Here is an 8,185-nt window from a genome sequence, read left to right as displayed (position 1 = left end):
GGCGATCAACGGCGACGCCATGATCGCCCACATCGCGAAGTGGCTGCGCATCTCCGTGTCGTTCATGCCGCCACGGCCGATCTCCATCATGTCCACCGGTGGACGCGGTCCCCCGCCGGGTGCCGGTACGGCAGCAGAGCCGCTGGCACCGCGACGCCCGCCGCGCCGACGGCGACGGGCCGGACGACGACAGCGCGTTCTGGGCGCCGATCGAGCAGGTGCACTGGGACGGCACACCGGTCCGCCAGGACGCCGCCGGGGAGCGGGACCGCGGTTCCGGACCGGCGGGACGGCACTCGCCGGCGCGTACCCCCCGACCGCCGGACCCGCTGCCCGGCCTCACCGCGCTGGTCCTGCTGAGCCTGGTCGTGGCCTTCTTCGCCTGGGTGAGCGCCGGCCCGTTCTGGCTCGCGGTCGGGCACGCGCGGGCCGGCACGGTGGTGGTGGACGGCTGCGCCGGCGCCGGGCTCAACCAGCGCTGCCGAGGGATCTTCACGGCCGACGACGGGCGGTTCGTGGCCCACGGGGTACGGGTCAGCGGCGTACCGGACGGACGGGACCTGCCCGGCACGTCGCTACCGGCGCGGATGACCGGGCCGGACGCCGGCACCGCGTACGCCGACACCGGGGTGACCCGGCACCTGCGCTGGCTGCCCGGCCTGCTGGTGGTGCTCGGCTGCGCCGCCGGCATCGCCCGGTGGACCGGGTCGACCCGGCTGCCCGGCCGGCGGCACCGACGCCTGGCGGTGGCCGCCGCTCTCGCCGGCCCCGCGTTGATCACCCTCGGCTTTCTCGCCGCCGCGTGGTGACCCGGCCGCCGTGGCGGGACGACCGCCGTGGCGGGACGACCGCCGTGGCGGGACGGCCGCCGCGTGGTGACCAGGCCGCCGTGGTCTGCGAGTGTCAGCTGTGCACGATCGTGTAGACGTCGCGGCGGCGCAGCGCGTACTCGGTGGCGACGTCGGTGATCGCGTCCCGGCGGGAGCGGCCGGCCGCCTCCCGCTCGGCGACCGCCGCGCGCAGGGTGTCGTCGTCGGGGCGTTCCCGCGGTACCGCCGGAGCGCCGGCCACCACCAGGGTGATCTCTCCGCGCGGATCGCCCTCGGCGGCCCACCGGGCCAGTTCGCCGAGCGGGCGGCGGAGCACCTCCTCGTAGGTCTTGGTGAGCTCGCGGCAGAGCGCGGCGGGCCGGTCCGCGCCGAACGTGTCGGCCAGGTCGGTGAGCGCCGCGCCGATCCGGTGGGGCGCCTCGAAGAAGACGAGGGTGCGCTCCTCGGCGGCGAGCGCGCGCAGTCGGGTGCGGCGGGCGCCCGGGGTGCGCGGGAGGAACCCCTCGAAGCAGAACCGGTCGCAGGGCAGCCCGGAGACGGCCAGCGCGGTGGTCACCGCGCTGGGGCCGGGTGCGACGGTGACCGGCGCGCCGACGTCCAACGCGGCGCGGACCAGCCGGTAGCCGGGGTCGGACACGCTCGGCATCCCGCCGTCGGTGACCAGCGCGACCACGTACCCGCCGAGGATGACCTCGACCAGCTCGGGGGTGCGGCGTTCCTCGTTGCCCTCGAAGTACGAGACGATCCGGCCGCCGATGGTGATGTCGAGGTCACGGGCGAGCCGGGTGAGCCGCCGGGTGTCCTCGGCGGCCACCACGTCGGCACTGGTCAGCACCTCCCGGAACCGGGTCGAGGCGTCGGCGGGGTTGCCGAGCGGGGCGCCGAGCAGGATCAGGCGTCCAGCTTCGGACATTTCACCCACGGATTCGTCTCCTTCATTGACAGCGGATACCGGTATCAGGGACGACGGGCGCCACCGGACACCTTGGCAGCCTACGATCGCCGGGTGACGAGTGCGTCGACAGCGCAGAGCCCGAGCGCCGAGCCGGCAAAGATGGTCGAGGTGACGAGCGACCACAGCCCCGAGGCGGAGCCGACCCCCCCGAGTGCCGGTGGCGGCGGGGTGGTCGCCGTGGTCCGCCGACGGTTCGCCACCGTCGACAGCCAACTCGACCGGTTCTCCTGGCTGGCCACCGGCGTGGTGGTGGCCATCGCGGCGATCCTGCGCTTCGTCGGCCTGTCCAGCCCCAAGGGCAAGATCTTCGACGAGACGTACTACGCCAAGGACGGCTACGGGCTGATCAGCCGGGGCGTCGAGTGGAACTACAAGGACAACGTCCCGTCGTACGTGGTGCACCCGCCGCTGGGCAAGTGGCTCATCGGCCTCGGCGAGTGGGCCTTCGGCTACCAGGACGCCGATTCGCGGGTCTCCGTGCCCGGGCACCTGTTCACCACCGCCCCGGAGTTCGGCTGGCGGTTCTCGGCGGCAGTCGTCGGCACGCTGTCGGTGCTGCTGCTGGTCCGCATCGGCCGGCGGATGTTCCGCTCGACGGTGCTGGGCTGCGCGGCCGGCCTGCTGCTCGCCCTGGACGGCTTCCACCTGGTGCTGTCCCGCGCGGCCCTGCTCGACATCTTCCTGCTGTTCTTCGTGCTGGCCGCCTTCGGCGCCCTGGTGCTCGACCGGGACGCCAGCCGTCGCCGCTGGGCACGGGCACTCGACGACGGGCTCGACCCGACCCGACCGGGCCGCGCCGGCCGGCCGCCGACCGGCTGGCGTACCTGGCCGTGGTGGCGGCTGGCCGCCGGGGTGCTGATCGGGTGCGCCTGTGCGGTGAAGTGGAGCGCCCTGTACTTCGTGCCGGTCTTCGCGCTGCTGGTGGTTCTCTGGGAGGTCGGCGTCCGCCGTTCGGCGGGGGTCCGACGTCCCCTGCGGGACCCCCTGCTCGACGAGCTGCCCTGGCTGGTGCTCGCCGGTGTGCTCATGGTCGGCACCTACCTGGCCACCTGGTCGGGCTGGCTGATCACCGACGACGGCTACTACCGGCTCGCGTCGTCCTACCCGAACGCCCCGCTCAGTGACCGACCGGTGATCGGCCCGCTGATCAACCTGTTCGAGTACCACCGGGCGGCGTACGGCTTCCACGCCCAGCTCGACGACGCGCACAAGTACCAGTCGTGGCCGTGGCAGTGGCTCCTGCTGGGGCGGCCGGTGGCGTTCCACTGGTCCGGCGAGGGCGCCTGCGGCGCGCCGAGCTGCGCGTCGGAGATCCTGCTGCTCGGCACCCCGCTGCTGTGGTGGTCGTTCCTGCCCGCCCTGGTGGCGCTGGCCTGGCTCGGTGTGGCCCGCCGCGACTGGCGGGCCGGCGCGATCCTGCTGAGCGTGGCGGCGGGGCTGCTGCCCTGGTTCTGGTTCGCGTTGCAGGGGCGGACGATGTTCTCGTTCTACGCCGCGCCGGCGCTGCCGTTCCTGGTGCTCGCCGTGGTGTACGTGCTTGGCGCTCTGATCGCCCCGGCGGGTGGTGAGGTCGGCGAGGTGGCCCCGCTGGTCCCCGGTGATCCGGGTTACGAGCGGCGGCTCGTCGGCAGCATCGCGGCCGGGGCGTACGTGCTGCTGGTGGCGGCCTGCTTCGCGTACTTCTATCCGATCTTCGTCGGCAAGCTGATCCCGTACTCGGACTGGCTGGCCCGGATGTGGCTGGACGGCCGCTGGATATAAGCGCCGGCAGGCGACGCGCCGCCAGCGCGACGGAGACGGGCCCACACGCGTGCAGCGTGTGGGCCCGTCTGACATAGACGCGCGCCCCGATCGCCTGCCACGGGGGAAGCGGGCGATTGGGGCGCGCATGAAGAGCTTAACCACGGCGCACCACCGGCACAACGGGTCGACTTGGGTCAGATTTCCGACGGATGGTGGCCGATCCGATATTCGTCCTCCGACAGTTGACCGAGGGTGACCTGGCGTGGACCCAGAGCGCCGGTCGGATCGGTCGAGAGCCTGGTCGGAGCACCTGGGACGGACCCGGCACCCCGGTGATCATCCAAAGTGGATCTCACTACACTGCGGGCCGTGATCAACTTCAGACGATCGGCGGCCGTCCTCCTCGGGCTGCTGGCGACCACCGCGCTGACCGGGCCGGCCCCGGCGGCGGCCGACGACGAGGAACCGGTGGCCGAGCCACCCCGGGTCGAACTGGTGCTCGACGTCAGCGGCTCGATGCGGGCCGCCGACATCGACGGACGCAGCCGGATCTCGGTCGCGCAGCAGGCGTTCAACGAGGTGGTCGACGCGCTGCCGGCGGAGACACAACTCGGCATCCGGGTGCTCGGGGCGACCTACAAGGGCAAGGACAAGAAGGTCGGCTGCCAGGACACCCAGCAGATCGTGCCGGTCGGCCCGGTCGACCGGTCGGCGGCCAAGGCGGCCGTGGCGACACTCCGGCCGACCGGGTTCACGCCGGTCGGGCTGGCGCTGCGCTCCGCCGCGCAGGACCTGGGCAGCGGGACCACCACCCGCCGGATCGTGCTGATCACCGACGGGGAGGACACCTGCGCCCCGCCGGACCCGTGCGAGGTGGCCCGGGAACTGGCCGCCCAGGGCACCAGCCTGGTGGTCGACACGCTCGGCCTGGCGCCCGACGAGAAGGTCCGCCGGCAGTTGCTGTGCATCGCCGGTGCGACAGGCGGCACGTACACCGCCGCGCAGAGCGCCGAGGAGCTGACCGGCCGGATCAAACAACTGGTCGAACGGGCCGGTGACACCCACACCCGGGCGCCGACTGTGGTCGGCGGCGCGAACGCCTGTGAGTCGGCGCCGCTGCTCGCCCCCGGTGTGTACGCCGACCGGGAGGCGTTCTCCGAGCACCGCTGGTACCGGGTGCCGGTGCGCCCCGGCCAGGAACTGCGCGCCTCGGTGAGCATGGCACTGGACCGGCCGGTCAACCGCGACTACGGCGTACTGCTGCGGGCCACCGCGGCCGACGGCCGGGAACTGGTCCGTGGCGTGGACGCCGGCAGCGGACGGGCCGACGTGCTCTCCGCCGGGCTGCGCTGGTCGGCCACCGCCGACGACGGGGACGCCGACGAGGCCGAGGAGACCTCGACGCCGGTCGTGGAGCCGACCACCGTCTGCCTGGTGGTGAGCAACTCGTTCGCCGCGCGCCCCGGCACCGCCGCGACCCCCGGCATGCCCGTGGAGCTGACCATCGACGTGGTCGCCGCCGCACCCGCACCGAACGGACCGGACCTCGGCCGGGGCTGGATGCTGCTCGTCCTGCTCACCGTGGCCGGGCTGCTCACCGGCCTGCTCGCCGGCCTGCTCACCCGCTGGTGGGTCGCCACCTGGAGGGAGAACTGATGCGTACCGCACTGCTCCGGACGCTGGCGGCGGTGCTCGCCGCCGGCGGGGCCACGCTGCTGCCCGCCTCGGCCGTCGCCGCGCCGACCCCCTCGCCGGGCGCCACGCCGGTGAACCGGGCCGGAACGTCGTTCCTCACCGCCACGCCGATCACCGCCGGTCAGCCGGTACGGGTGGACGCCTCGGTCGGCGACCATCTCTACTGGTCCTTCCCGGCGACCGCCGGTCAGGTGCACGAGATCAACGCCACGGTCACCTTCGGCAAGGCCCGCGGTGGCGCCTCCACCTGGACCGTCGACGTCTTCGACGGTCTGCGGCGGCGTCAGGCGTGCACCGCCGGGGCGCAGACCCCGACCGTCGACGCGCAGGCGTCGACCGTTGCGCTGGGCTGCACGCTGCGGGAGGTACGCCCCTGGGCGGAGCCGTGGTCGGCCGATCCGCTGCCCGGCACGTACGTCATCCGGCTCTCCGTGACCGACCTGCCGGAGCCGGACCTGGGCGCGCCGATCGACGTCGACCTGCTGGTCGGCACCGTCGCCGACCGGGGCGCCTCGGCCGACGACGGGGAGCTGGCCGCGCCGCTGGTGCCCAACACCAGGGCGGGGACGGTGCTCAACGCCGTACCCCCGGTGGACCCGGAGGCCGACGACGACGGCGACTGGCCGGCGGACTGGTTGCCGGATCTGGGCTCGCGCTGGATCTGGACCGGCGTCGGCGGCGTGCTCGCCGCGGTGGCCGGGGTGGTGGGTTTCGCCCTGACCCGGCGGCCCCGACGCGCCTGAGCGGCCCGGTGGCCCCGCCCGACGGCGGGGCCACCGGCGTCGTCAGGCGCGGCGTGTGCCGCGGGGCAGCCAGCCGATGAACCGGTCCTGGAGCGACATCACCGGGGCGGCGCGCAGATCCTCCGTGGCGGCGGCGAGACAGGAGCCCAGATAGACGCTGAGCATCGCCCGGTCACCCCCGTACTCCGCCAGCAGCCGGCTGCGCTTCGTCGCGCACGGCCACTCGTCACCGCAGGAGCCGCAGCTCCAGCCGGGGGTCGTCGGGGCGTGATCGTCAACCCGCCTCCCCGGCCGTTCCGCACCATCGGTCATCGCATGTCCTCTCCAGATGTCCACGGACTGGCGGCTGCCGTGCCCGGCCAGTAATTGATGGTGGTCCCCCCGGAGCCATCAGGGAGGGCGCGACGCGTCCCTCCGGTGTTACATCTTTGCGGTACCTTCGGCGGTCGTGGGAGTCGGAAATTTGACCGTTGAGTGCGCGCCTCGTTACTACTCGCGGGTAGGGTGCGGCGGTGCGTGACCTTCTGCCGCCGTCGGTCGCCGTGGCCGTCGCCACCGCCGACGACTGGTCCGGCGAACTGCTCGCCGCCGAACAGGCGGGCCTCAGCGAGCAGGCGGTGCAGGCCCGCCGACGGGACTTCACCGCAGGGCGGGTCTGCGCCCGCCGGGCGATGGCCGGCCTGGGCCTCCCGCCGACGGCCGTCCCGGCCGCCGCCGACCGCGCGCCCGTCTGGCCGGCCGGCGTCGTCGGCAGCATCACCCACACCACCGGCTACTGCGCCGCCGCGGCCGCACGCAGCACCGACATCCGGTCCGTCGGCATGGACGCCGAGCAGCACCGCGAGATCAACACAGGGGTACGCCGACTCGTGCTGCTGCCCGAGGAGGAGGAGACCTGCGCGCGGCTCCCCGCCGGCACGTTCTGGCCTGTCGTGTTCTTCAGCGCCAAGGAGACCGTCTACAAGGTCTGGTACCCGATCGTCGGGAGCTGGCTCGACTTCCACGACGCCCGACTGGAGGTGGACCCGGACGCGGGCACGTTCACGGCCCGGATCGCACCGGCCCGGGTGGAGGCGGCCGGCGTCGTCGACCCGCCCGCGACGATAGGCGGGCGTTTCGTGGTCGCCGACGGGCTGGCCCGCACCGCCGCCATCCTGCTGCCCCGCTGACCGGCCGGGTGTCCACCCTGGTCGGTTTCGGCCCGATGTGGACGGGCTCCGGCGCGGCGACAGGGCAGTCGACGACGCACGGTAACGTCGGCGGGTTCCCGAACCGCACGTACCGAGGCGTCAAGGAGTACGGTGACCCACCCCCAGCCCCCCGTCGGGCCGCAGGACCCCCAGCAGCCGAACCCGGAACCGCCGACGCAGGCGATCCCGGCGACACCGCAGCCGGGCACATCGGACCAGTGGGCACCGCCGACCACACCGCAGCCGCCGTACGCCACCTCCGTACCCGACCAGGCATGGCCGCAGCCACCGTTCTCCGGGGGCGCGTACCCGGTGGCAGGTGGCCCCGGCCACCCGCTCACCATGCCACCGCCCGTGCCGTCGAAGAGTTCCAAGACGACTGTCGTGGCCGTCGCGGTCACGGCGGCCATGCTCGCCCTGCTCTGCTGCGCCGGCGGCATCGTGGCGGTGGTCATCGGTGCGAACCGCGCCGCGAACCAGGTCACCGAGGCGCTGCCGACGCCGGACGTCACCCGGGGCGTCGGGCAGCAGCCGGCCGACCCGCCGAAGCCGACCCCACGGTCGGCCAACGGCGACACCCGGAACATGTCGGCCGGGGAGACCCTGGTCGTCGACGGTGACGACGGCACCGTCGAGATCACCGTGACGAAGTTCAGCACCGCCACCAAGCCGTGCAAGTCGTACGGTCTCAAGCCGGACGAGGGCATGTACGTGATCGCCGACGTGACGGTGACGGTGACCAGGGGCACCGGTTCGGCGAACCCGCTCTTCTTCCAGTGGGTCGCCGCCGACGGCACCGCGAAGAACGCGGTCGGTGGGGTGTTCTCCGGCTGCGGCAAGCCGATGCCCGCCGGCACGGACCTGACCGCCGGCAGCAGGCGCACCGGCAGCGTCGTGTTCGACGTGCAGGACACCTCGGGGGTGCTGGAGTACCAGCACCAGTTCGAGACCGCCGGCTCCTGGAAGCCCTGACGCGCAACGGTGGGGGCCGGCCCGGTCGGGCCGGCCCCCACTCGTTGGGCGCGGTGG

The 8,185-nt window shown here is 73.7% G+C and carries 8 protein-coding genes; 6 read left to right on the top strand and 2 right to left on the bottom strand.

Annotated features, from left to right (window positions below; all coding sequences use genetic code 11):
* Window positions 1–98 precede the first annotated feature (98 nt).
* The gene (locus tag ABZS77_RS04640; protein ID WP_354817019.1) at window positions 99–809 is read left to right on the top strand and encodes a hypothetical protein; all 711 of its coding nucleotides are present in this window, start codon (window positions 99–101) and stop codon (window positions 807–809) included.
* Between the two features lie 94 nt (window positions 810–903).
* Here ABZS77_RS04640 and rsmI read toward each other — a convergent pair whose 3' ends face one another.
* Window positions 904–1,752, bottom strand: coding sequence for a 16S rRNA (cytidine(1402)-2'-O)-methyltransferase (gene rsmI, locus ABZS77_RS04635; RefSeq protein WP_354817016.1), 849 nt, complete (start codon window positions 1,750–1,752; stop codon window positions 904–906).
* Window positions 1,753–1,884: 132 nt separating this feature from the next.
* Here rsmI and ABZS77_RS04630 point away from each other — a divergent pair, with 132 nt between their 5' ends.
* The 3 genes from ABZS77_RS04630 (at window position 1,885) to ABZS77_RS04620 (ending at window position 5,966) form a co-directional block, all read left to right on the top strand.
* Complete coding sequence (locus ABZS77_RS04630; RefSeq protein WP_354817205.1) at window positions 1,885–3,546, top strand: phospholipid carrier-dependent glycosyltransferase; 1,662 nt, start codon at window positions 1,885–1,887, stop codon at window positions 3,544–3,546.
* Window positions 3,547–3,897: 351 nt separating this feature from the next.
* Window positions 3,898–5,184 carry a VWA domain-containing protein gene (locus tag ABZS77_RS04625; RefSeq protein ID WP_354817013.1) on the top strand — a complete coding sequence of 429 codons (1,287 nt, stop codon included), beginning with the start codon at window positions 3,898–3,900 and terminating at the stop codon, window positions 5,182–5,184.
* Entirely contained in the window at window positions 5,184–5,966 is a 783-nt protein-coding gene (locus ABZS77_RS04620) for a peptidase (RefSeq protein ID WP_354817010.1), read from the top strand. The genes ABZS77_RS04625 and ABZS77_RS04620 overlap by 1 nt, the downstream gene beginning before the upstream one ends.
* A gap of 42 nt (window positions 5,967–6,008) precedes the next feature.
* Here the strand turns inward: ABZS77_RS04620 and ABZS77_RS04615 are convergent, their stop codons facing one another.
* Window positions 6,009–6,278 carry a hypothetical protein gene (locus ABZS77_RS04615; RefSeq protein WP_354817007.1) on the bottom strand — a complete coding sequence of 90 codons (270 nt, stop codon included), beginning with the start codon at window positions 6,276–6,278 and terminating at the stop codon, window positions 6,009–6,011.
* Window positions 6,279–6,478: 200 nt separating this feature from the next.
* Here ABZS77_RS04615 and ABZS77_RS04610 point away from each other — a divergent pair, with 200 nt between their 5' ends.
* Both ABZS77_RS04610 and ABZS77_RS04605 read left to right on the top strand, forming a co-directional pair.
* A complete protein-coding gene (locus ABZS77_RS04610) occupies window positions 6,479–7,135 on the top strand; it encodes a 4'-phosphopantetheinyl transferase superfamily protein (protein ID WP_354817004.1) in 657 nt (218 codons plus the stop codon).
* A gap of 132 nt (window positions 7,136–7,267) precedes the next feature.
* Window positions 7,268–8,128 carry a hypothetical protein gene (locus ABZS77_RS04605; RefSeq protein ID WP_354817001.1) on the top strand — a complete coding sequence of 287 codons (861 nt, stop codon included), beginning with the start codon at window positions 7,268–7,270 and terminating at the stop codon, window positions 8,126–8,128.
* Window positions 8,129–8,185 lie beyond the last annotated feature (57 nt).

Source organism: Micromonospora sp. NPDC005298, assembly GCF_040607375.1.
Taxonomy (GTDB): Bacteria; Actinomycetota; Actinomycetes; order Mycobacteriales; family Micromonosporaceae; genus Micromonospora.
Note: the sequence above shows the minus strand (reverse complement) of the source record. Positions and strands in the feature narration are given on the sequence as shown.